A 21,073-nucleotide genomic window follows, 5' to 3' on the forward strand; every position below is an offset into this window, starting at 1 on the left:
CGTCGATGTCACTGGAGTCCGAACCCGGGTTCGAGCTCGAACTCGACCAGACCAAGTACCTGTCCCCGTCCGACGAGACCATGCACGCGATCCTCAAGGTGCGCACGGTGAACCTGCGGCCGCCGGGTGAGGCGGCCGAGGTGCTGCTGGTGGACTGCTCGGCGTCGATGGACTGGCCGCCGACGAAGATCGCCGCCGCGCGCCAGGCCACCTCGGTCGCCATCGACACCCTGCGCGACGGCGTGCACTTCGGCGTGGTCAGCGGCACCGGTCGCGCGTCGATGGTCTACCCGGCGCGCGGGCTGGCCCCGGCGAACGCGGAAACCCGGGCTGAGGCGAAAGCAGCGGTTCGCCGCCTGATCGCGGGCGGCGGCACCGCGATGAGCACCTGGCTCACCCTGGCGGCGAGCCTGTTCGAGCCGTACCGGGACGCGGTCCGCCACGCCATCCTGCTCACCGACGGCAAGAATCAATCGGAGACCCCCGAGCGCCTCGACCAGGCGCTCGCCGCGTGCGCCGGGAAGTTCGACTGCGACGCGCGGGGCATCGGCGACGACTGGGACGCCGCCGAGCTGGAGCGGATCTGCGGGGCACTGCACGGGCAGGCGGACGCGGTACTGGCCGACGCCGAACTGGCCGCGGACTTCGGCAGCCTGATCGAGTCCTCGATGGGCCGGGCGATCCCCGAACTGCGGCTGCGGATCACCACCATGCCGTTCACCGGGCTGCGCTTCGTCAAGCAGGTCTACCCGTCGCTGGTGGACATGACGGGACAGCTGCGGGCGGTGGGGGAGCGGAAGCTGGAACTGCCCACTGGGGGCTGGGGCGCGGAGCACCGCGAGTACCACCTCTGCTTCGACGTGGACACCAGCGCGCTGGTGCGGGACAAGGACATGCAGCTCGGCCGGGTCGAGCCGGTCGGTGCCGCGGTGAGCAGCGCCGTGCTCGGCTGCCTCACCGACGACCTCACGCTGTCGAGCCAGCTGGACGAAAACGTCAGCAAGCACACCGAACACGCGGAACTGCGGGCGGTCGTGCTGGACGCGCAGCGCCGGTACCAAGCCGGTGCGGTGACCGAGGCCGCCCAGCGGTGGGGTGAAGCGCTGCGGCTGGCGGTCAAGCTCAAGGACGAGAACCTCGCCGTCCGGCTGCGGCGGCTGGTGACGGAAGGAAGCGACGGCGGTTTCCGGCTCAAACCGGGCGTACGCGCGCGCGATGTCGGCTCGGCGATCCTCGGTTCCGCGATGGCGCCGCGCTCGCCGGCCGCGGCCGAGCCCGAGCAGAGGGATGCCGAAGAGGACGGCGATGTGCGGGTGTGCCGCGAGTGCAAGCGGATCCTGAGCCCGCGGGCGAAGGTGTGCGGGCAGTGCCGCACGCCGGTGGTGCCGGCCGGATGAGCACCCTTCGCCGGTTGCTGCGGCTGCGGTTCTGGCTGCTCACCGCCACCGTGGTGGCCACGATCGCGGCGCTGGCCACCTTCGCCGGGATCCAGGCCACCGTCGCGGAGGTCCGGGCCCGGACCGCGCCCGCGGTGCTGGAGGTGGTGGCCGCGCAGGACGCGCTGGTCAAGGCGGACAACGCGGTGGTGACCAGCTTCGCCACCGGGCAGGTCGAGCTGATCGGGCCGGGGGAGCGGCACCAGAGCGAGCTCGTCATCGCGCGCCAGAGCCTGACCCAGGTCGCCGAGCACAACGCGGCGGGTACCGAGGGCAGCCGCGCGCTGCAGGTGGTGGAAGGGCTGCTGGCCGACTACGCGAACTTCGTCGAGCAGGCCGACGCGCACTACCGGCAGGACGACGGGCGCATGCTGGGCACCGCCGATCTCTGGTACGCCTCACGCCTGATGCACCAGCCGGAGAACGGCATCCTGGGCAGGCTCGGCGCGCTCGCCGAACTGCAGCACACCGCGTTGCGCGACCAGCTCTCCGGCGGCTGGCTCGCCGTCGCCGTGGTCCCGCTGTGGCTGCTGCCCGCGCTGGCGCTGCTCGGCCTGCTGGGGTACGCGCAGTTCCGGTTGCGCCGGAAGTTCCGGCGCCGGTGGAACTTCTGGCTGCTCGGCGCCACCGGCCTGCTGGCCGGCATGATCGTGACCACCTCGTTCGCCTTCGGCTCGGCTTCGGACGCCCGTGACGCGGGCGGCTCGGTGGACACGGCCGTGGCTTCCTGGCGCGAGGGCACCGCCGCCGGGGCCGCGCAGGGCCGGCCGAAGCTGGTCGAACTGCTGCGTGCGCACTGCGGCCAGGACTGCGGTGGCGTGGTCGCCGAACTCGCCGCCGGGGTGCCGGACGGTGGCGCCGCCCCGCCCGCGTCGACCGGTGATCCGGCCGACGACGGCGGCCGGATCGACGACCAGCTGGATTCCGCCGACGTGCCCGCGTTCGCCGAGTACCTGATCGCCGGCTTCGGCCTGGTGATCGCCGGACTGGTGGTGGCCGGTTTCCACTACCGCATCGAGGAATACCGGTTCAGGTCCTGATGAGACGTTCACTGGGCCGGGCGCTGCTCGGCATCCTGCTGCTCGGGCTGGGCGCGTGCTCGGGCACCCCGGAACCCGCCGGTGGCACGCTCACCGTGCTCGCCTCCTGGGAAGGCGCCGAGGGCGCCGCCTTCGAGTCGGTGCTGAAGCGGTTCGAGGACGAGAGCGGGATCGAGGTCGACTACCGCGGTACCCGCTCGGTCAGCCAGGTCCTGCGCTCGGATGTGCAGAAGGGCCGTCCGCCGGACATCGCGGTGTTGCCCAATCCCGGCGAACTCGCGCAGTACGTGGAAAGCGGCGACCTGCGCCCGCTCACGGACGTGCTCGGCGAGTTGCCCGGCGCGCAGTGGCTGCCCCTGCAACGCCTCGGCACGCCGGTGTACTACACGGTGGTGGTGAAGGCGGACCTGAAGAGCATGATCTGGTACCGCCGCGGCAGCCTGCCGGGCGCGCCGCCGCGCACCTGGGCGGAACTGGTCGCGCTCAGCGGCGAGCTCGGCGCTCGCGGGCAGACACCGTGGTGCCTCGGCATGGAGTCGCAGAGCACCTCCGGCTGGCCGGGCACCGACTGGATCGAGGACATCCTGCTGCGGCGGTCCGGTCCCGAGGTCTACCAGCGGTTCGCGGCCGGTGAGCTGCCGTGGACCTCGGCCGAGGTGCGTCAGGCCTGGCAGGACTGGGGACAGCTGGTCGCGGCGCCCGGCGCGGCACGCGGTGGCCCGGATGGTTCGCTGCTGCTGGGGTTCGGCGACAGCGCCAAGCCGATGTTCACCAGCCCGCCGGGCTGCGTGCTGGACCACTTCGCGTCCTCACGGGTCAGCGGTTACCAGCAGTACGAGCTGCCCGGCCGGTCGAAGCCGACCGTCGACGAGTTCGACTTCTTCCCGTTCCCGGTGCGGGAAGGCAGCGGGAACCCGGCGGTGGAACCGGCCGGGGTCTCGGCGGACCTGGCGGGCATGTTCACCGATTCGGAGGCGGCCCGCGCGCTGATGCGGTACCTGGCTTCGGAACGCGGTCAGGCGGTGTGGCCCGCCGAGGAGACCAGCGCGACCTTCTCGATCAACCGGAACCTGCTCGACCAGGGCGTGTATCGGGACGCGTTGAGCGTGCGGGTGGCCGAACGGCTGACCTCCGGTCCCTGGTGCTTCGACGCCTCGGACATGATGCCGGAGACGATGAGCGACGCGTTCCACCGCGCCGTGCTGGACTATCTGGGCAACACCGGCGATCCCGGCGAGCTGGACCGGTTGCTCGAAGTGCTCGACCGGGTCCGGGTCGAACTGCCCGCCGAGGAACGGCTCAACCTGCCCTGCGGCCGCTGAAAGCAACACGAGGAGGCGAAGTGACGGAGTTCGTGCGGTTCCCGCTCGACGACGGTGGTTCGGTGCTGGTCGAGGTGGAGGTCCCGCACGCGGTCGAACGCGCCGGGCGGGGAAAGAACATGCTCCGCGAGGCGGGGATGTCCTTCGAACGCGCGCTCGACGAGGTGCGGGGTGCCGCGGCCGCCGCGCTCGACCGGTTCCGCTCGATGGGCCCGGACGAGGTGGAACTGAAGTTCGGCGTGAAGCTGGACGCGCAGGCGGGCGCGGTGATCGCGAAAACCGGGCTGCAGGGCCAGTTCGAGGTCAAACTGAAGTGGCTGCGCGACCCGGACGCGGTGCGCCCGGAAGAAGCCGTGGAGGATTCCTCGCCCGCCAAGGCTTCAGAGGCCGCCGATGGGCAGGGCGAGTAGCCGGAAGCTCAGGCCCTTGCCGTGGGTGTCCAGCGCGAGTGACGTGGTGACGCCACCGTCGAGCGCGTGGCGGCACCGGAACTGCAGGGCGCACAGGTTCGGCAGCACGTACCGGACCACCTCACCACGCAGTTGACCGGCGAGGTGCGCACGCACGCGTTCGGCGGTCACTTCGCGGACGAGCAGCGGGAAGTCCTCGTCTCGGTAGGGGAGCAGCGACAGGATCGAGGTGTCGCCCTTGTCTCCGGCCCGGCAGTGCGCGATGTCGTGCAGGATCATCGCACCGGCCGGAACGTCGTCACCGCGGGCTCGATCCGCTCGCGGTCGAGGAGTGCGGACACGATGCCGATGACCTCCGTGGTGCTCGTGCGGACGCCGCCACCGCCGGCGGGCCCGTTGGTGTACAGGGCTTCGACCTCGTGGCAGAGGACCTCCGCCGTCTCGCGGTCCGGGGTCAGCGCGGCCACTCGCAACCGGCTTTCGGTGTCCGATGTGGACAGCTGGACCCGCGGTGGCACGGGCAGGCGCGCGGTGACGATCTCCCCGGCCAGCCCGGCGCGTTCCCTGGCGTTCGGGCCTTCGTAGGAGATCTCCGCCTCCGCCCGGAACCCGGCGCGGTAACCGACGCTGACCTTCAACTGCCGCGGCCTTGTCCGCCCGATCGCCCCTCGGACCGCGACCCGGTCCGGGCCGGTCTCGCGGACGGTCACCTCGCGCAGGTCGAGTTCCACGTCCGGGGTCAGGTAGGCGGTGGGATCGGAGATCTCGTACAGCAGCTGCTCGCGCACGGTCGCCCGGGAGACCACGCCGCCCGTGCCGTCGGGCTTGCCGAACACCGCCGAGCCGTCGGCACCGACATCGGCGAACGGGAAGCCGAGGTCGGCCAGCCCGGGCACTTCTTTGCGCCCGGGGTCGGCGAAATAACCACCGGTGAGCTGCCCGGCGCACTCCAGCAGGTGCCCGACCAGCGTGCCGGCGGCGGCCGGGTGCGGGTCGGCCAGGTCCCAGCCGAGCCGGTCCGCGAGCGGGGCGAGGAACAACGAGGGATCGGCGACGCGGCCGGTGAGCACGACGTCCGCGCCGAGGGCCGGCGTGATCGCGTCCGCGCCGAGGTAGGCGTTGGCAGAGACCAGTTCGCCGTGGTCGGCCAGCGGCACGCCGTCTTCGAGCGCCGGGGTGCGGGGGTCGATCCGGTCGAGCACGTCGTCACCGGTGACCACCGCGACCGTGCGGTCGAGCCCGAGTTCGCCGAGCAGGGCCGCGGTCGCGCGACCGGCGGCGAGCGGGTTGGCCGCGCCCATGTTGGTCAGCACGCGCACACCGTGTTCGGCCGCCGGCGGCAACAATCGCCGGAACCGCGCGAGCAACCGGGGATCGTACCCGGCCTCCGGATCGGCGAGCCTGCGTTGCTGGCCGAGTGCGATCGTGCGCTCGGCCAGGCATTCCAGCACCAGGTCGGCCAGTCCCGCCTGGCGCACCAGCACTTCGGCCGGTTCGAAGCGGTCCCCGGCGAAACCCGCGCCGCTACCGATCCGTGTGGTTCGCATGTTCTCGGTCCCTCAGACGGAGATCGCGCCGGTGAGCAGCGCGACGGCGGTCATCACCAGCGTGGTGCCGAAGGCCCACTTGAAGATGAACCGCTGGTGCGCGCCGAGGTCCACCCCGGTCATGCCGACCAGGATGAAGGTGGACGCGGTCAGCGGGCTCAGCGGGAAGCCGGTGGTCATCTGGCCGAGCAGGGCGGCCCTGGCCACCTCGGCCGGGTCACCGCCCAGCGCCGCGCTGGTCTCGGCGAGCACCGGCAGCACGCCGAAGTAGTAGGCGTCCGGGGTGAACACCAGGCTCAGCGGCATGCCGGTGAGCGCGGTGAGCGGCGGCAGCGCGCCCGCCGCCCAGTCCGGGACCACACCGACCAGCGCGCGGGCCATCGCGTCGATCATGCCGGTGCCCGAGAGCACCCCGGTGAACACCCCGGCGGCGAAGATCATCGTGGTCACCAGCACCACGTTGTGCCCGTGCTTTTCGAACAGTTCCTGCTGCTGCGGCCACTTCGGCCGGTTGACCAGCAGGCCCAGCACGAACGCCACGACGAAGAGGATCTCCAGCTTCGCCAGCTGCGCGAGCAGGGCGGCCACCAGCGCGAGCGTGAGGACCACGTTGAGCCAGAAGCGAACGCGGTCGGCGCGCGTGCGCTCGGCCGTGGCTTCGGCGGGCGGTTCGAGCGCGATCACGCCGAGGCGTTTCCGCTCGGCGCGGCCGATCAGGTAGGCGGCGAAGAGCACCCACAGCACCCCGCCGATCATCGCGGGCAGCAGCGGCAGGAACAGCTCGCCGCTGTCGCGGTCCATCGCCGCCATGGCCCGCGCGGTCGGGCCGCCCCACGGCACCATGTTCATCACGCCCGCGCCCAGGCAGACCACCCCGGCCAGCACCAGCGGGCGCATGCCGAGCCTGCGGTAGAGCGGCAGCATCGCCGAGACGGTGATCAGGAAGGTGGAGGCGCCGTCGCCGTCGAGCGCGACCAGCAGGGTGAGCACCGCAGTGCCGACGGTGATCTTGAGCGGGTCGCCCTTGGCCCAGCGCAGGATCCGGGTGACCGCCGGGTCGAACAGCCCGGCCTCGATCATCAGGCAGAAGTACAGCACCGCGAAGGTGATCATGATGGCCACCGGCGCGACCGTGGTCAGGCCCTTGCCGATCAGCTCGCCCAGCCGGGGTGCCGCGCCGACGGCGAGCGCGGCCAGTATCGGGATCACGGTGAGCGCGAGCAGCACCGAGACCCGCCGCGAGAGCACCCCGGCCAGGAAGACCGCGATGGTCAGGAAACCCGCCACTGCCAGCATCGTGTTCCAGGCCTTTCCCCGTCGCCGTTGACGCCGTCGACTGTGCGACAGCTCACCTATCGAGGTCAAGCAAGGGTTTCGCATAGACTGATGCGCCATGCGCATGGATCTGACGGTTCCGCAACTGCGGGCGGTGGTCGAAGTGGCCGACGCGGGCGGGTTCACCAGCGCTGCCCAGCGGCTGCACCTGGCGCAGTCCTCGCTCAGCCGGGCGATCGGCGAGGTGGAGCGGCGCGTGGGCGTGGCCCTGTTCGAACGCACCACGCGACGGCTCGAACTGACCCCGGAGGGCGCCGAGTTCGTGCGCATCGCCCGCGGGGTGCTCGACGCGTTCGACGCCGGGATGCGGCACTTCGCCGGCTTCCTGGAGGGCTCCGCCGGACACGTGCGCGTGGCCACGCTGCCCTCGCTCGCCGCGATCCTGCTGCCACCGGTGGTCGCCGCCTACGGGCGGGCGCACGCGGCGGTGGAGCTGTCCATTGAGGACGCCCTGTCCGGTGAGGTGCTCGACCGGGTCCGCGCGGGTGCGGTCGATCTGGCGGTGACCGTGGTGACCGAGCCGCTGCCCGATCTGGAGGTGCGTGAACTGGCGGCGGACCGGTTCTGCTGCATCTTCCCGCCCGAGCACGCCTTCTCCGGAAGTCCGGCGCTGACTTGGTCTTCGCTGGCGGGTGAGCCGTTCATCGCCTTCGGGGCCGTGTCGAGCATCCGGCGCCTGGTGGATCGCGCGCTCGACGCCGATTCGGTGCGGACGGGCCGCCGGATCGAAGCGAGGAACATCGCCGCGGTGGCCGGTCTGGTCGCCGCCGGGCTCGGGGTGTCCGTGGTGCCGGGACTGGTGCTGCCCCTGGTTTCCTTCGCGGGCCTGGCACATTCGCCGTTGCCCGCGGTGGAACGGACCATCGCCGTGGTGCGCGATCCCGCGCGCCCGCTGGCTCCCGCCGTGCGGGCGTTCCTCGACGCGCTGTTCACCGACCGGGCCGAGTTGCCGCCGGAATCACAGTGGCTCCCACGGTGATGTCGCGAAGGTGCCGGACTTTCCGCGCGCCGGTTGGTGGACTGGGCCCATGCCCGCCGTCTTCTGCGTCATGCTCGGGATCTTTTCCCTTGTCACCAGCGAAATCCTGCCGATCGGCCTGCTCACCCCGATAGCCGGGGACTTCGGTGTCTCCGACGGCACGGCCGGGTTGATGATGACCCTGCCCGGGGTGCTGGCGGCGATCGCGGCACCCGTGGTCACCACCGCGGCCGGCCGCCTCGATCGGCGGAAGTTGTTGTGCGCCTTGGTCGGGCTGCTGGCGTTCGCCGATTTCCTCGCCGCCGTCGCGCCTTCGTACGCCGTCATGCTCGTTTCGCGGGTGCTGGTCGGACTGGTGATCGGCGCGTTCTGGTCGGCCGGTGCCGGGCTCGCGCCCCGCCTGGTCGGGCCGGAGCGGGTGCGCACCGGTACCGCGGTGATCTTCGCCGCGGTGCCGCTGGGTTCGGTGCTCGGCGTACCGGCGGGCACCTTCATCGGCGACCTCGCCGGCTGGCGAGCGGCGTTCGTCGTGCTCGGTGTGTTCACCACGGTCCTGTTCCTGGCCATGCTGGTCTGCCTGCCTCCGCTGCCCGCGCGGCAGGTGACCAGCGCGCCGGTGCTCAACGCCCTGCTGCGGCGGGGGAGCGTCCGCGTCGCGCTCCTGGTCACCTTCCTGGTCGTGCTCGCGCACTTCGGCACCTACACCTACGTGACCCCGTCCCTGCTGGAAGTCACCCGGCTCAGCCCGGCCGCGATCACTCTTTTCCTGCTGGCCTACGGGATCGCGGGCATCACCGGGAACTTCCTCGCCGGGTCCACTGTGGACCGCAGGCCGCGCCGCACCTTCGCGGTGGTCGCCGGAACGCTCGCCGCCACCACCGCGCTGCTCCCGGTGCTCGGCGGCAGCCCGCCCGGGGCGCTGGTGTTGCTCGTGGTGTGGGGGCTGGCTTACGGGGCGGTGCCGGTGTGCTCGCAGACCTGGTTCGCCAAGGCCGCGCCCGAGGCGCCCGAGGCGGCGACGGTGTTGTTCACCGCGTCGTTCCAGGCGACCATCGCGGCCGGGGCGTGGCTCGGCGGCCTGGTGGTGGACGCCTACTCGCCGTCGGCCGTGCTGCTGCTCGGCGGACTCGTCGCCGCGGTCGCGCTGGCCGGGCTCCGGCGCCCGGTGAAGCGACCGGGGCTGACGCCGAGGTGACGCTTGAAGTGCCTGCCCAGGTGCGCCTGGTCGTAGAACCCGGCCGCGGTGGCGACCTCGGCGGGGCGCTGCCCGGCGAGCAGGAGCCGCCGCGCCAGGTCGACGCGCCGCCCGGTCAGGTACAGGTGCGGTGGCAGCCCGAACGCCCTGGTGAACGAGCGGACCAGGTGCGTCGGGTGCGCGTGCAGCACCTCCGCGGCGCGTTCCAGGGTGAGGCCGTCGACGGTGTGCTCGTCGAGCAGGTCCCGCAGGTCACCGGCCAGTCGGTGCACCGGGACGGGCCGCGGTTCGGCCCGCCGCCGCAGGTGCGTGCACAGCCGTTCGCGGACCAGCGCCAGCCTGCTCTCGGCCTCCAGTTCGTCACCCGGCCGGGCCAGCACCAGGTGCAACTGGTGGAGGCGGTGGCGCAGCGCCGGGTCGAAGAACGTGGGCTGGTCGACCGCGGCCCCGGCCAGGTCGGCCCCCAGTATCGACGTGTCGACGTAGAGCACGCGCTTGCGGAACCCGGCTTCGGTGGCCGAGCGGCCGTCGTGCGGCACGTGCGGGGGCAGCACGGTCACCGACGGCGTGCCGATGCCGTGGTGGTGCAGGTCCAGGTCGAACCGCACGGCACCGTCGTCGACGATCAGCACCGTCCAGGCGTCGTGCGTGTGCGGTGGGTAGGCGTGGCCGACGAAGTGCGCGTGGAAGACCTCGGAGACCCCCGGCACCCCGGGTTTCCAGGCCCTGATCATGTCAGGAACATACAAGACGCCCCCGGCGCCGGGCGGGAGACTTCAGCGGTCCAGCCACCCGAACGAGGAGCACCACCGTGACCGCCCGGTTCGACACGAAGATCGCCGTCCTGCTGCGCGAAGACCTGGAGTCGTGGCAGCGGCTCAACGTCACCGCCTTCCTGAGCAGCGCGATCGCCGGGGCCGACCCCGCACTGATCGGCGAGCCCTACGCCGACGCCGACGGCACCGAGTACCTGGCGATGTTCCGCCAGCCCGTGCTGGTCTTCGCCGGCGACGCCGACCTGCTGACCACCGCCCACGGCCGCGCGTTGTCCCGCGGGCTGCGCCTGGCCGTGTTCACCGAGGAGTTGTTCAGCACCGGCAACGACGCGGACAACCGCGCCGCGGTGCGGGCGGTGCCCGCCGAGAAGCTGAACCTCGTCGGCCTCGCGCTGCACGGGCCGAAGAACGCGGTGGACAAGGTGCTCAAGGGCGCGAGTCTGCATCGGTGACCTGGCCGTCGGCCCGGGCCTCCTCGTCGATGGCCGCGACGAAGTCCGCGACCACTTCGGCGGCGATGTCGCGCACCTTGATGTTGCGGTGCTGCGAGAAGCTGACCAGCTTTTCGAAGGCGGCGTCCGCGTCGCACCGGAACGCCGCCATCACCAGCCCGACGGCTTCGCTGACCGTGCTCCGCGTGTCCAGCGCCCGGCGCAGGTCCGCGGCCTCGCGTTCACCGGCCGCGATCAGTTTTTCGCGGAACCACGACAGTTCCAGGTTGACCCGGACCCTGGCGACCAGCTCGCCGGGGTTGAACGGCTTGGTGATGTAGTCGTCGGCCCCGTGCCCCAGACCGTCCACAGTGGAGTCGGCACCGGCGCGGGCGGTGAGCAGCATGACCGGCAGCCGCGCGGTGGACGGCTCGCTCCGCAGCTGGCGCAGCAGTGAGACGCCGTCGCGCCCGGGCAGCATCACGTCGCTGAGCACCAGGTGCGGCCGGTGCGCGGCGATCCGCTCGATCGCGGTGTCCACCTCGGCCACCGCGTCGACCTGCCAGCCCTGACCCCGCAGCAGCTGCAGGATGTGCTTGCGCATGTCGGCGTTGTCCTCGACCAGCAGCACGCGGGCTTCACCGGGACGGGCGGTTCCGTCCGTTTCCTCGTCCGGGCGGGGGATCCACTGCCGGGCTTCGTCGGCGTACTCCGCACCCCGGGCCGCGCCCACCGTCGGTATCGCTTCCGCGTCGACCGGCCGCCACGGCACGGTGACTTCGAAGGTGCTGCCCGAGCCCAGGGTGCTGTCCACGCTGACCGCGCCACCCAGTGCCGCGGCCAGGTCCGAGACCAGCGAGAGCCCGATGCCCGCGCCCTCACCGGTCCGCCCGGTGGTGCCTTCGACCTGGTGGAACCGTTCGAACACGCGGCCCTGCTCGGTGTCGGGGATGCCGGTGCCGGTGTCGCTCACGCTGAGCACCAGCTCGTCGTCTCGCACCGCGAGGCCGACGCCGATCGTGCCCCGGTGGGTGAACTTCAGCGCGTTGGACAGCAGGTTGAGCACGACCTTGGCCCACATCTCCTGGTCCAGCAAGATCACCGTGCTCGTTCCCTCGCCAAGGTCGAGCCGCAGGTCCAGCCCGGCGTCCTCGGCGGCCGAGCCGAACATGGCCGTGCATTCGGCGGTCAGCTGGGCCGGATTCACCGGCTCGAGCTGGGGCTGGAGCTGGTCGGCCTCGGCCTTGGCCACGTCGAGCAGGGTGTCGACCAGCCGCTGCAGCCGCCGGGCCGCGCGCAGGGCGGCGGCCATCGTGTGCTGCTGGTCGGCGGGCAGGCTGCCCTGGTCGAGCAGGGCCTCCAGCGGGCCGATCAGCAGGGTGAGCGGGGTGCGGAACTCGTGGCTGACGTTCTGGAAGAACCGGGTCTTCGCCTTGTCCAGGTCGGCCAGCGCGCTCGCGCGGTGGCGCTCGGTCTCGTAGGCCAGCGCGTCGGTGAGGATGGCCGAGACCCGTGCCGCGACGAGTTCGAGGAAGCCGCGGTAGGAGTCGTCGAACTCGCGGTACGGGCTGATCCCGACCACCAGCTCGCCGACCGGCTCCGGCCAGCCGGTCACGGTCAGCGGGAACTCGGTGAGCTGGGCGGGCGCGCCGGATTCGAGCCGGAAGGTCGGCGCCGGGGCCATCTCGGTGCCGTCCCCGCGCAGGGAGGCCGCCACCACCGGCAGGTCCGCCCGGTTGTCGGCGAGGATCCGCACGGCTTCCCGGCAGGCGTCGGTCACCGGGTGCTCGGCACCGGCCAGGTTGATCGTGCCGAGCCGGCGCAGCGTCTCCAGCCGCCGTTCGCTGAGCACCCGGCTGGTCACGTCGGTGGTCGCCACGAACACGCCGACCACCGAATCGTCCTCGGCGTGGACCGGGCTGTAGGAGAAGGTCCAGTAGGTCTCCTCGAGGTAGCCGTGCCGGCGCATGAGGAGGAACTGCTTCTCGGTGTAGGTGGCCTCGGCGCCGTCGAGCACGCCCTGCGCCAGCGGGCCGAGTTCGTCCCAGACCTCGGCCCAGCACTCGGCACCGGGCTGGCCGATGGCCTCGGGGTACTTGTCGCCGAGCACCGGGGTGTAGGCGTCGTTGAAGATCTGCACCAGCCGCGGCCCCCACCACAGCAGCATCGGGATCCGCGAAGGCAGTACGGTGCGGACCGCGCTGCACAGCTCGACGGGCCAGTCCTCGACCGGGCCGAGCGGGGTCGCCGCCCAGTCGGTGCGGCGCAGCCGGGCGCGGGTCTCACCGGGACCCGCGAAGAGCCGCTCCGCCGCTGACCGTCTGTCCATCGTGGGTAGCCTCCCGGGCTGCCGGTGCGCATCGGGCGCGAAGTCAACCCGGCTAGCTGCTCAACCGGCGTTCCGAGCATACCGGTGCGTGATCACCCGCGGTGACGCTACCCGTCCAGCAGGAAATCGAGTACGAGCGGGCCCGCGACGTCGCGGAACTCGTCGAAGTAGGCGTGCCGGGCACCGGGGATCAGGTGCAGCCGCGCGCCGGGAATCCGGCCCGCGAGCAGGGGAGCGTTGGCCGTGGGGTTGAACACGTCCTCGCTGCCGTGCACCACCAGCGTCGGCGCGGTGATCCGCGGCAGGGCGTCCCAGCTGTCGTGCTTCGCGCTGGCGAGCAGGTGCGCGCGGCGGGCGTGCGGAGGCATGTCCGGGTCACCCAGCGTGTGGTACGGCCCGGGGTGCGTGGCGATCCAGCCGGGCGTGTACATCAGCTCCAGCAGCGCCCGGCGGGCCGCGGCGGCGTCACGCTGCCCGAGCGACCGCTTGACCTCGCGGTCGCGCTCGAGCCCGTGCGGCAGGCCGGGGGAGGTGCAGCCGAGCACCAGCCTGCCCACCCGGCCACCGTGTTCGGCGGCGAGCCACTGCGCGACCCGCCCGCCCATCGAGGTCCCGTACACGTCGGCGCGCTCCACCCCGAGGTCGTCGAGGATCGCCACCACGTCCTCGGCGAACCCGCGGGTGCTGTACGAGTCGTCGTCGGGTTTGTCGCTGCGCCCGACCCCGCGGTGGTCGTAGGTCACCGTGCGGAAGAACGGGTCGAAGTCCGGCCGGGCGGTGTCCCACCAGTGGTGGTTGTTCGCCTGCCCGGCGAGCAGCACCAGCACGCGCTCACCCTGGCCGTGCACCTCGTAGTACAGCTTCACTTCATCCGGTGTGCGTGCGTATGGCATGCCGCCAAGCCTAAGCCGGGAAGCGGGCCACCCACCGGTGCTGCCAAGGGGTTTCGACCGCACGGGGGTGGTAGTGCTCACGCGTCCAGGCGACGGCTTCACCCGCGGGGACGCCGGCCAGGCGCGCGAGGCAGGCCATCACGGTGCCGGTGCGGCCGACACCGCCGCCGCAGGCGATTTCCACGCGGTGGCCTTCTTTGGCCAGCGCGTGCAGGGCGCGGATGCGGGTCACCGCGGCCTCGCGGTCGAGCGGGAGCAGGAAGTCCGGCCAGCTGATCCACTCCTGCGCCCAGGCGATGTGCCCGCCGTGGGAGCGGCGCAGCACGCGTGTCCCGAGGTACAGGCCGTGGTCGGGCGGGTCACCTTCGGGTGCGCCACGCCGCAGGCCGCGGCCGCGCACCCAGGAACCGTCGGGCAGTTCGATGGCGCCGGTCAGCTGGGTCACACTCACCCGGCCATCGTGCCAGAAACCGGGCTTGGACCGGCGGGTGCGCGGAGCCGCCGTAACGGCCCCGCGCACCCACTGGCTCACTCCTGGCAGGTCTTGCCGCGGTTGACGCAGTTGACCAGGCGCCACATGATCCGCTGCGACATCACGTTCGCGAAGTCGTCGTGGTCGCTGAGCGGGTTGTGCTCCTCCTCCGGGAAGGAGTCGACCGCGTACTGACCGGCGAGCTGGACCGCCCGCGGGACGTCGTAGGTCAGGGTGATCCGCAGCTGCGGCACCGCGCGGAACCCGCGGGCACACCGCCCGTTCTGGTCGGGGAACACGATGTGGTCGCGGTGGTTGGCCGAGTCGATGTTGCGGCCGTCCCAGCAGCTCGGGAAGTCGTGCAGCCGCATTACCTTGCTGCCCTCGGGGCAGATCGGGTACTTGTTCATCAGCACCCGGTCCTCGAAACCGCTGCAGGTCCACGAATCGCGCGCGTTCTTCGGCCCGTTCGTGCCCACCTTCGCGTCACCGTAGAGGATCCGCAGGAACCGGGGCATCGCGGTGACCTTGCCGACGGGGCTGCCGCGGAAGGTCAGGTCGACCGTCTCCGGCCGCTGGATCTCGCCCTCGTTGCCCTCGAGCTCGTTGTTGTCGTTCTCCTCCGGCTGCGGCTGCTGAGCTTCCTGCTCGGTGCCCTCGGCCTGGGCGTTGTCGCTGTTCTCGTCACCGTTGGCCACACCGGCGTTGTTCTGGTCCTTCACCGCGCACGGCGCCAGCTCGTCCAGGTTCTGCGGCTTGTCGGCTTCGGCGTCGATCGCGTTCGCCATCCGGTCGATGGCCGCCGCGCGCTCTTCCTTCAGGGGCTCGAGCACCGCGGCCGGATCCTCGCCGCCCTGCACCTTCTGCTCGGCCGCGTCGAGCTGGCCGTCGAGGTTGCCCAGTTCGGTTTCGACCTTGGCCTGGACGGGCTCGGGGATCTCTTCGGGCAGCTGGCTGGCCACGTCGGGGCAGTCGACCCGGGGTGCGGCCTTGGCCTGCTGATCGGCGGCCTGCGCTTGTTTGCGCTTCGCTTTCTGTTCTTCAGCCGGCGGATTTTCCGCGGGCGCTTCTTCTCCGCTTTCGTCGTTGATGCGCAGTACCGGCCAGAAATAGGTGGATTTGTCGCCGTTGCGGCAGGTGGTGCCCGCCCGCGCCAGGCTCCGGTTGTTGGAATCGGCGTTGGTGGAGAGGTTGCCGACGTAGTCGTGCAGGTGCTGGGCACCGTTGCGGACGCCGGGCTGGGCGATGAAGTTGTCCGGGTTGAAGTGCCCGTTCTCGTTCCGTCCACAGTCGACCGTGAACGTACCTTTGCTGGCTCTTCGCTGCGGCTGGGGTGTCTTCACGTTCGGCGTGACCGTGGTGATGTCGACGAACAGCGACTTGTCGGCGCCGTCCGCGCTCGCCGGTGCGGGGTCACCGGCGCTCGCGTTGAGAACCACCACGCCGACCGCGATCACCAGGCCGATCGCGCCGGTGGTCAGTTTCGTGCGCTTCGAAATGCGATGTCTACCCTTGTACTGGGCCATGGAGTACCTCATCGGGGTCAAACTTCGTCGGGGTGGGGCCGCGTCGCCGGGACAATTCCCCGATCGCTGTCGGGAAATTGCTCCGGCCGGGGAAGACACGGCTTCGAACGGGATTTACGTCCGCCCGGCGAGTTTTGTTCAGCTCGCGGATGAGGTTGCGCCGTCCGGCGCAGTGCTACTGGGCCGGACGGCCCATGGTGAAGAACTCGGGGTTCGGGCTCAGCGCGGTCAGGTGCGCCAGCCGGTTGGACAGCGCGAACAACGCGGTGATGGCCCCGACGTCCCAGATTTCGTCCTCGGTGAGCCCCGCCGCGCGCGCCCGCGCCAGGTCGGCCTCGCCGAACTTCGCCGAGTCACGGGCCAGCGCGAGCGCGAGGTCGACGATCGCGCGCCCGCGCTCGTCCAGTTCGACCTGCCACGGGTTGCCCGCCACCCGATCGGCCAGCTCGGGGTCCTTGGCGCGGATGCGCAGGATCGCGCCGTGCGCGACCACGCAGTAGGTGCAGTGGTTCGCGCTCGAGGTGGCCACCACGACGAGTTCGCGCTCGGCCTTGCTCAGCCCGTCGGAGCGGTCCATCAGCGCGTCGTGGTAGTCGAGGAACGCCCGCAGCTCGGCGGGCCGGTGGCCCAGCGCGCGGAAGATGTTCGGCACGAACCCGGACTTCTCGGCGATCGCCCCGACGCGCTCACGCAGGTCTTCCGGCAGCCCGTCGAGTTCGACCACGGGGAACCGGCTCACGTCTCCACTCATGCCCCGAGCCTAAGCGGCGGCGAGCAGGTCGAGGATCACCGCCGCGGTCCAGCTGAAGTCGCTGGCGCCGTGGCCGTTGCGGGTGAGCGGATCGACGTATTCGCGGAAACCCACGTCGTCGGCGGCGCTGAGCAGGCCGGCGCGGACGGTGGCGGCGAGTTCGTGCTCACCGTGCAGCCGGAGGCCGCGCCAGAGCAGCCAGCCGATGTTGAACCAGGCCGGGCCGCGCCAGTAGCGGGTGGCCTCGAACATCGCGTCGGTCAGGTCGAAACTGGGCGGCAGGCCGATCTCGCCGAGCCGGAAGCGCGGGCCCACCGTGGTCTTCACCAGCGCGTCCGCCACCGGCAGGCCGGGCACCACCAGCGGGATCAGCCCGGCCACGCTGCCGCAGCGCAACGGTTGTCCACTGTGGACGTCACGGGCGTGGAAGCAGCCGTCGCCCCCGTCGAACAGGGTGTCCGCCAGCGCGTCGCGCACGCGGGCCAGCTCGGCCAGGTGCGGTGCCGGGTCGAGGCCCAGCTCGACGGCGATGTCGGCCAGCGCGGCTTCCGAGGCGGCCAGCAGCGCGTTGGTCAGCGGGTCTTCCACGGCGAAGGCGTGCGTGGCCAGGTCGTCGGCGTACCCGTGGTCGCGGTAGGTCTGCGCCAGCCGGACGTAGCGCCCGTAGTCCAGGTCCGTCGGCCGCTCCCCGGCGGCGGCGTGCTGCAGGTCGCGCCGGGTGAACAGCGAGGTGGTGGGGGCCACGCGGCTGAGCGGGGTGTCCCACGCCGGGCTGTTGTCCATCCCGGACTCCCACGGGTGCACGATGCTCACCAGCCCGCGCCCGCCGAAGTCGCGGCGGCCGGTCAGGTAGCGGTGCCAGGCCACCAGCCGCGGGTACAGCCTGGGCAGGAAGCCGCGTTCCCGCGCGAGCTCCGGTGCCGCGCGGAAGGTCTCCCACGCGGCGAGCGCGTGCACCGGCGGCTGGATCAGCCCGGAGGTGGCCGGGTGCCCCGGCGCGGTGACCGCGGCCGACTGCCAGAACGCGGGACCGGGGAAGTAGGCGTCGGCCGGGGTCGAGGCGTCGAACACGATGTGCGGCACCCGCCCGTCCGGCCACTGCGCGCCGAACAGCGACTCCAGCTCCCGCTGGGCCCGCCGCGGCGAGAGGTGGCGCAGGCCCAGCGCGATGAACGCGGAGTCCCAGCTCCACTGGTGCGGGTAGAGCCCGCTCGCCGGGATGGTGGACTGCCCGTGCCAGTTGTCCAGCAGCACGCGGCTCGCGCGTTCGCGCAGCCCGAGGCTCATGACGCGCGCCGCAGGAAGGACGGCACCGCGCCGAGCGCCGTGGTGGGCTCCCCGCGCAGGCGGCACTCCAGGGTCAGGTAACCGGTGTAGCCGATCGCGGCCAGCGCGCCGAGCACGCCCGGCCAGTCCACGTGCCCGGTGCCCGGCTGGAACCGGTTCGACTCGCTGACGTGGACGTGCCCGAGGTGGCGTTCCGCCTTGGTCAGCGCGGTGACGGGATCGTCCTCCTCGATGTTCATGTGGTAGGTGTCCGCGGCGATCCGGATCGAGTCGAGCCCGGTCTCCTCGATCAGCCCGGCGGCCTGCTCGAGCCGGTTGACCATGTGGTCCTCGTACCGGTTGAGCGGTTCGAGGTAGAGGTGCACGCCCTCGGTCCTGGCGTGCTCACCCAGCTCGGTCAGCCCGGCGAGCAGCACTTCGTGGTCCTCGGCCTCGCTGCGGGGTGGCTCGAACGGCGGCAGCTTGCGGGAGAACATCCCGTACGACGCCGGGGTCATCACGCCCTGCCCGCCGAGCTCGGCGATCACCGACAGCTGCGACTTCAGCTGCGCGATGGCGTCGGCCCGCAGTTCGGGGTCGAAGGCGGCGAAGAAGTGCGACATCTCCACGCAGACCGTCGGCATGACCACCCCGGCCGCGGCCGCGCGCCGGAGCTCGGGCAGCCGGTCGAGCAGGGCGTACTCACCCCGGCCGCGCAGTTCGATCGCGTGGTAGCCGGCCGCCTGGGCGAACTCCCACTTCCGCTCCAGGGTCTCTCCTGGCAGCAACTGTTCCTGACAGCCGAATTCGGGCACAACTACTCCTGGTCGAAATCGAGCACGATCTGCAGCGCGTCACCGGGGCTGGTGTCGAGCAAGCGGTAGGCCTCCGCCACGCGGGACGGCGGGAGCTGGTGGGTGACCAGCGACGCCGGGTCGAGCAGGCCCTGGGCGCTGAGCCGGAGGAAGGTCTCGTTCAGCCGGGCCTGGTCCCAGCGACCGGACAGGCGCGCGGTGACGCCGCCGATCTGCGAGCTGACCAGCTCGACGCGGTTGTGGTGGAACTCTTCGCCGAGCCGCAGGCCACGGCCCTCGTCCTGGTAGAAGCCCGCCGCGACCACCCGCCCGCCGGGCGCGACCGTGCGGATCGCCTCGTGCAGCGCCAGGTAGGACCCGCTCAGCTCGATCGCCACGTCGGCGCCGCTGCCGCCGCTGTGCTCCCGCACGCCCTCGGCGACCTGCTCGCCGACGGGGTCGAGCGCGAGCACGGCACCGGCCTTGAGCGCTTCGGCGCGCCGGGGGGCCAGGGCGTCCACCGCGACCACCTCGGCGCCGCTCTGGCGGGCCATCTGCGTGGCCAGCAGGCCGATCACGCCCTGACCGAAGATGGTCACCACCTCACCGAGGTGCATGTCCGCGGCCAGGATGGCGTTGAGCGCGACCGCGCCGACCCTGGCGAAGGAGGCGGCGAGCGGATCGAGGCCCTCGGGTACCGGCCGCACCTTCTCCGCGGGCAGCACGGCACCACTGCGGTGCCCCCAGATGCCCCACACCTGGTCGCCCGGCGCGAAGCCGGTGCCGGGTGCCGCTTCGACGACTTCCCCCGCTTCGGAGTAACCCCAGCCCACCACGGGGTATTGCAGTCCGGGGATCTCGGCGGTATCGGTGAACAGGCGACGTTCGGCGTTCCAGGTACGGGTGAGGTACGGGTTCGTGCCCCGGTAAGCGGTCAGCTCGGTGCCCGCCGAGATGCCCGAGAACCGGGTGCGCACGCGGACCTGGCCCGGGCCGAGCGGATCGGCCGGGATTTCGGCGAGCTCGACCCGCCGTGGACCGGTGAACTGGACAACTTGCACTACGCCGGGCAACAGCCCTCCTCGCTCGGTGTTACGACCGGAACTATACCTACTTATGTCTTGTCACCAATCATAAGGTCTGCTTCGATGTGGCTCCTGCAGCCAGAAGTGGAGGCACGGAATGCGATGGAGCGTCCGGGTGGCGGCCATCTCACTCAGCGTGGTGCTGGGCGGGGCGCTGCTCACCGCGTGTGGGGGAACTCCGCAACAAGGGCCGGGACTGGTCGTGTGGACCCTGGAGAACCTGCCCGACCGGTTCCAGGCGACCGAACGGCTCACCCAGCGGTTCACCGAGCAGACCGGCATCCCGGTCGACCTGGTGGCCATCGACGAGAACCAGTTCAGCCAGCTGGTGATGTCCTCCGCCGCCGCGGGCAAGCTGCCCGACGTCATCGGCGCGCTGCCGCTCACCTCGACCTGGCAGCTGGCCGGTAACGAACTGCTCGACACGGCCGCGAGCCAGGAGGTCGTGCAGGCGCTGGGACCGGGCACCTTCTCCGGCCGCGCGCTCGAACTCACCCGCGACGGCGACCGCCAGCTCGCGGTGCCCTCCGACGGCTGGGCCCAGATCCTGGTCTACCGCAAGGACCTGTTCGCCGCCGCCGGGCTCGCGCCGCCGGACACCTACGACCGGATCACCGAAGCCGCGCGGCGGCTGAACCAGGGCGAGATGTCCGGCATCTCGATGGCCACCGCGGCCAACGACGCGGCCACCGGGCAGGCGTTCGAAGGGCTCGCCGTCGGCAACGGCTGCGAGCTCGTCGGTGACGACGGCGCCGTCGCGCTCGACAGCGGACCCTGCCGCAACACCTTCCAGTTCGTCGGCGACGTGGCCGGGAACTACGCGCCGCCGGGCGCGCAGGACATCGACAGCACGCGGGCCACCTACTTCGCCGGCCGGTCGGCGATGATCGTGTGGTCCTCCTTCCTGCTGGACGAACTCGGCGGCCTGCGGGACGACGCACTGCCCGCGTGCCCGGAGTGCACCGCCGACCCGGAGTTCCTGGCGCGCAACAGCGGGGTGGTCAGCGCGATCGCCGGCCCCGACTCGGCCGAACCCGCGCAGTACGGCGAGCTGACCTCGTGGACCGTGCAGGTCGGCGCGAAACGCGAGGAAGCCAAGAAGCTCGTCGAATTCATGATGGGGGAGCAGGCCTACCCGGAGTGGCTGGCGATGGCACCGGAGGGCAAGATCCCGGCCCGGCGTGGCACGGCGGCCGAGCCGGACAAGTTCACCCGCGCGTGGGAGAGCCTCCCGGCCGGGGTGGACACCAAGCGCCCGCTCGCCGAGATCTACCCGCCGGAGACGATCGCCGCGCTGCGGGAGAGCCCGGAACGCTTCTCCCGCTGGGGTTTCGAGCAGGGACAGGGCGTGCTGGTCGGCGCCACGGCCGGGGAGATGCCCGTGCCGAAGGCGGTCGACGCGATGCTCGGCGGCAGCACGCCGGGTGACGCGGCCGGGGAAGCCGCGGAGGAGATCCGCTCGATCCAGACTTCGCTGAGGTGATGG

The 21,073-nt window shown here is 71.7% G+C and carries 20 protein-coding genes; 8 read left to right on the forward strand and 12 right to left on the reverse strand.

The window, feature by feature from the left end; genetic code table 11:
• The first annotated feature begins 5 nt into the window (after positions 1-5).
• The 4 genes from JOM49_RS22515 to JOM49_RS22530 are packed head-to-tail and all read left to right on the forward strand — an operon-like array spanning position 6 to position 4,208.
• On the forward strand, positions 6-1,397 hold the full coding sequence (locus JOM49_RS22515; protein ID WP_209666220.1) for a vWA domain-containing protein: 1,392 nt from the start codon (positions 6-8) through the stop codon (positions 1,395-1,397).
• Positions 1,394-2,476 carry a GlnX family signal transduction membrane protein gene (locus JOM49_RS22520; protein ID WP_209666221.1) on the forward strand — a complete coding sequence of 361 codons (1,083 nt, stop codon included), beginning with the start codon at positions 1,394-1,396 and terminating at the stop codon, positions 2,474-2,476. The genes JOM49_RS22515 and JOM49_RS22520 overlap by 4 nt, the downstream gene beginning before the upstream one ends.
• A complete protein-coding gene (locus JOM49_RS22525) occupies positions 2,476-3,798 on the forward strand; it encodes an ABC transporter substrate-binding protein (protein ID WP_209666222.1) in 1,323 nt (440 codons plus the stop codon). Before JOM49_RS22520 ends, JOM49_RS22525 begins: the two co-directional genes overlap by 1 nt.
• Before the next feature lie 20 nt (positions 3,799-3,818).
• A complete protein-coding gene (locus JOM49_RS22530) occupies positions 3,819-4,208 on the forward strand; it encodes a CU044_2847 family protein (protein ID WP_209666223.1) in 390 nt (129 codons plus the stop codon).
• Here the strand turns inward: JOM49_RS22530 and JOM49_RS22535 are convergent.
• The 3 genes from JOM49_RS22535 to JOM49_RS22545 are packed head-to-tail and all read right to left on the reverse strand — an operon-like array spanning position 4,179 to position 7,051.
• Positions 4,179-4,487, reverse strand: a complete 309-nt coding sequence (locus JOM49_RS22535) for an AtuA-related protein (protein ID WP_209666224.1) — start codon at positions 4,485-4,487, stop codon at positions 4,179-4,181. The two genes, JOM49_RS22530 and JOM49_RS22535, sit on opposite strands and share 30 nt — an antisense overlap.
• On the reverse strand, positions 4,484-5,755 hold the full coding sequence (locus tag JOM49_RS22540) for an acyclic terpene utilization AtuA family protein (protein WP_209666225.1): 1,272 nt from the start codon (positions 5,753-5,755) through the stop codon (positions 4,484-4,486). Before JOM49_RS22540 ends, JOM49_RS22535 begins: the two co-directional genes overlap by 4 nt.
• A gap of 12 nt (positions 5,756-5,767) precedes the next feature.
• Entirely contained in the window at positions 5,768-7,051 is a 1,284-nt protein-coding gene (locus tag JOM49_RS22545) for a CitMHS family transporter (RefSeq protein WP_209666226.1), read from the reverse strand.
• A gap of 97 nt (positions 7,052-7,148) precedes the next feature.
• Between JOM49_RS22545 and JOM49_RS22550 the strand changes: the two genes are divergently transcribed.
• Positions 7,149-8,069 carry a LysR family transcriptional regulator gene (locus JOM49_RS22550; protein ID WP_209666227.1) on the forward strand — a complete coding sequence of 307 codons (921 nt, stop codon included), beginning with the start codon at positions 7,149-7,151 and terminating at the stop codon, positions 8,067-8,069.
• A gap of 49 nt (positions 8,070-8,118) precedes the next feature.
• Positions 8,119-9,264, forward strand: coding sequence for an MFS transporter (locus JOM49_RS22555; RefSeq protein WP_209666228.1), 1,146 nt, complete (start codon positions 8,119-8,121; stop codon positions 9,262-9,264).
• On the opposite strand, the gene JOM49_RS22560 is transcribed toward JOM49_RS22555, so the two are convergent.
• Positions 9,162-9,998, reverse strand: a complete 837-nt coding sequence (locus JOM49_RS22560) for a helix-turn-helix domain-containing protein (RefSeq protein WP_209666229.1) — start codon at positions 9,996-9,998, stop codon at positions 9,162-9,164. The genes JOM49_RS22555 and JOM49_RS22560 overlap by 103 nt on opposite strands.
• Positions 9,999-10,075: 77 nt before the next feature.
• Here JOM49_RS22560 and JOM49_RS22565 point away from each other — a divergent pair, with 77 nt between their 5' ends.
• Positions 10,076-10,492: a DUF2000 domain-containing protein gene (locus JOM49_RS22565; protein WP_209666230.1), complete on the forward strand. Its 417-nt coding sequence runs from the start codon at positions 10,076-10,078 to the stop codon at positions 10,490-10,492.
• On the opposite strand, the gene JOM49_RS22570 is transcribed toward JOM49_RS22565, so the two are convergent.
• From JOM49_RS22570 to JOM49_RS22605, 8 genes are all read right to left on the reverse strand, one after another.
• Entirely contained in the window at positions 10,467-12,800 is a 2,334-nt protein-coding gene (locus JOM49_RS22570) for a response regulator (RefSeq protein WP_209666231.1), read from the reverse strand. The two genes, JOM49_RS22565 and JOM49_RS22570, sit on opposite strands and share 26 nt — an antisense overlap.
• A gap of 107 nt (positions 12,801-12,907) precedes the next feature.
• Complete coding sequence (locus JOM49_RS22575; protein WP_209666232.1) at positions 12,908-13,693, reverse strand: alpha/beta fold hydrolase; 786 nt, start codon at positions 13,691-13,693, stop codon at positions 12,908-12,910.
• A 10-nt stretch (positions 13,694-13,703) separates the two neighbouring features.
• Positions 13,704-14,144, reverse strand: a complete 441-nt coding sequence (locus JOM49_RS22580; protein WP_209666233.1) for a protein-tyrosine phosphatase family protein — start codon at positions 14,142-14,144, stop codon at positions 13,704-13,706.
• A 77-nt stretch (positions 14,145-14,221) separates the two neighbouring features.
• Positions 14,222-15,691, reverse strand: coding sequence for a DUF1996 domain-containing protein (locus JOM49_RS22585; RefSeq protein ID WP_209666234.1), 1,470 nt, complete (start codon positions 15,689-15,691; stop codon positions 14,222-14,224).
• Between the two features lie 175 nt (positions 15,692-15,866).
• On the reverse strand, positions 15,867-16,442 hold the full coding sequence (locus JOM49_RS22590; protein WP_209666235.1) for a peroxidase-related enzyme: 576 nt from the start codon (positions 16,440-16,442) through the stop codon (positions 15,867-15,869).
• Positions 16,443-16,451: 9 nt separating this feature from the next.
• Entirely contained in the window at positions 16,452-17,729 is a 1,278-nt protein-coding gene (locus tag JOM49_RS22595) for an MGH1-like glycoside hydrolase domain-containing protein (RefSeq protein WP_209666236.1), read from the reverse strand.
• Positions 17,726-18,523, reverse strand: coding sequence for a sugar phosphate isomerase/epimerase family protein (locus tag JOM49_RS22600; RefSeq protein ID WP_209666237.1), 798 nt, complete (start codon positions 18,521-18,523; stop codon positions 17,726-17,728). Before JOM49_RS22600 ends, JOM49_RS22595 begins: the two co-directional genes overlap by 4 nt.
• A gap of 2 nt (positions 18,524-18,525) precedes the next feature.
• On the reverse strand, positions 18,526-19,575 hold the full coding sequence (locus JOM49_RS22605; protein ID WP_209666238.1) for a zinc-binding dehydrogenase: 1,050 nt from the start codon (positions 19,573-19,575) through the stop codon (positions 18,526-18,528).
• A gap of 127 nt (positions 19,576-19,702) precedes the next feature.
• On the opposite strand from JOM49_RS22605, the gene JOM49_RS22610 reads away from it, so the two are divergent.
• Positions 19,703-21,070, forward strand: coding sequence for an ABC transporter substrate-binding protein (locus JOM49_RS22610; protein ID WP_209666239.1), 1,368 nt, complete (start codon positions 19,703-19,705; stop codon positions 21,068-21,070).
• Positions 21,071-21,073 lie beyond the last annotated feature (3 nt).

The organism is Amycolatopsis magusensis, assembly GCF_017875555.1.
In the GTDB taxonomy this organism is placed as follows: domain Bacteria; phylum Actinomycetota; class Actinomycetes; order Mycobacteriales; family Pseudonocardiaceae; genus Amycolatopsis; species Amycolatopsis magusensis.

Coding starts and splice junctions, on each gene's coding strand:
- JOM49_RS22525 (WP_209666222.1), top strand. CDS start 2,476: ATGAGACGTTCACTGGGCCGGGCGCTGCTCGGCATCCTGCTGCTCGGG.
- JOM49_RS22520 (WP_209666221.1), top strand. CDS start 1,394: ATGAGCACCCTTCGCCGGTTGCTGCGGCTGCGGTTCTGGCTGCTCACC.
- JOM49_RS22540 (WP_209666225.1), bottom strand. CDS start 5,755: ATGCGAACCACACGGATCGGTAGCGGCGCGGGTTTCGCCGGGGACCGC.
- JOM49_RS22575 (WP_209666232.1), bottom strand. CDS start 13,693: ATGCCATACGCACGCACACCGGATGAAGTGAAGCTGTACTACGAGGTG.
- JOM49_RS22585 (WP_209666234.1), bottom strand. CDS start 15,691: ATGGCCCAGTACAAGGGTAGACATCGCATTTCGAAGCGCACGAAACTG.
- JOM49_RS22535 (WP_209666224.1), bottom strand. CDS start 4,487: ATGATCCTGCACGACATCGCGCACTGCCGGGCCGGAGACAAGGGCGAC.
- JOM49_RS22590 (WP_209666235.1), bottom strand. CDS start 16,442: ATGAGTGGAGACGTGAGCCGGTTCCCCGTGGTCGAACTCGACGGGCTG.
- JOM49_RS22570 (WP_209666231.1), bottom strand. CDS start 12,800: ATGGACAGACGGTCAGCGGCGGAGCGGCTCTTCGCGGGTCCCGGTGAG.
- JOM49_RS22545 (WP_209666226.1), bottom strand. CDS start 7,051: ATGCTGGCAGTGGCGGGTTTCCTGACCATCGCGGTCTTCCTGGCCGGG.
- JOM49_RS22560 (WP_209666229.1), bottom strand. CDS start 9,998: ATGATCAGGGCCTGGAAACCCGGGGTGCCGGGGGTCTCCGAGGTCTTC.
- JOM49_RS22550 (WP_209666227.1), top strand. CDS start 7,149: ATGCGCATGGATCTGACGGTTCCGCAACTGCGGGCGGTGGTCGAAGTG.
- JOM49_RS22555 (WP_209666228.1), top strand. CDS start 8,119: ATGCCCGCCGTCTTCTGCGTCATGCTCGGGATCTTTTCCCTTGTCACC.
- JOM49_RS22515 (WP_209666220.1), top strand. CDS start 6: ATGTCACTGGAGTCCGAACCCGGGTTCGAGCTCGAACTCGACCAGACC.
- JOM49_RS22595 (WP_209666236.1), bottom strand. CDS start 17,729: ATGAGCCTCGGGCTGCGCGAACGCGCGAGCCGCGTGCTGCTGGACAAC.